At 40.9% G+C, this 699-nt stretch carries 1 protein-coding gene; it reads right to left on the reverse strand.

Features of this window, described 5'->3' with window-relative positions; translation table 11 throughout:
* On the reverse strand, positions 1 to 362 hold a 362-nt coding region (locus tag AB4517_RS22800), incomplete at its 3' end, for an NUDIX hydrolase (protein WP_372150144.1).
* Positions 363 to 699 lie beyond the last annotated feature (337 nt).

Raw genomic sequence — 699 nt, forward strand, 5'->3', positions numbered from 1 at the left:
CTTAAGTCTTTTGCGACAAACAGATGTTGTATCTCATCACAGAAGCCAGCCAAAGGGGTGACTTGCCCCAAGCTTTGAAAAGAAGTTGCACTGTAACCTGTTTCTTCTTCCAATTCGCGCTGAGCACATTGAAGAGGTGTCTCATCTATTTCCATCGTGCCTGCGGGTAGTTCCAAAAGCCATTTCTTTAGAGAAGGGCGGAACTGGTTAATGAGGATGATTTTTCCAGACGAAGTGATAGGAAGAATAACTGCCGCGCCAGGGTGATTGATTGTTGTATGTTTTACCACGACGTTCGTAGGGAGCGTCACGTTCTCCTCTATGAGAGAAATACTTTTCCATTTATGGATAACTTTACTCATGCAGTCTGGCCACATTCCTTGCCAATTTTTCGTATAACGGAAGACGTGCACCACCATAACGTCTATGGTGTCGAAAATAAAAGAAAAATTAGGTTTCGTATTAGATTTAGTTTCACGCCGTTCGTGATGTTACTCTCATAATTGGAATCTATGATTGCGCCAAAATTACCGACGTAACCATCTGATATAAATGCAACTCAATAATAAAATGCACTTGTAACAAAGCGCTAACAAATGTATAAAAACAATTCTACACTCTCAACTGTTCAAAGATTTTCGGAGTAACGCATGAACCCTTCTATTTCTTCACATGCTGACAAGGCGCTACTCTCTGAAA

This window comes from Vibrio sp. 10N.222.52.C3, assembly GCF_041474195.1.
GTDB classification, from domain to species: Bacteria; Pseudomonadota; Gammaproteobacteria; order Enterobacterales; family Vibrionaceae; genus Vibrio; species Vibrio crassostreae_C.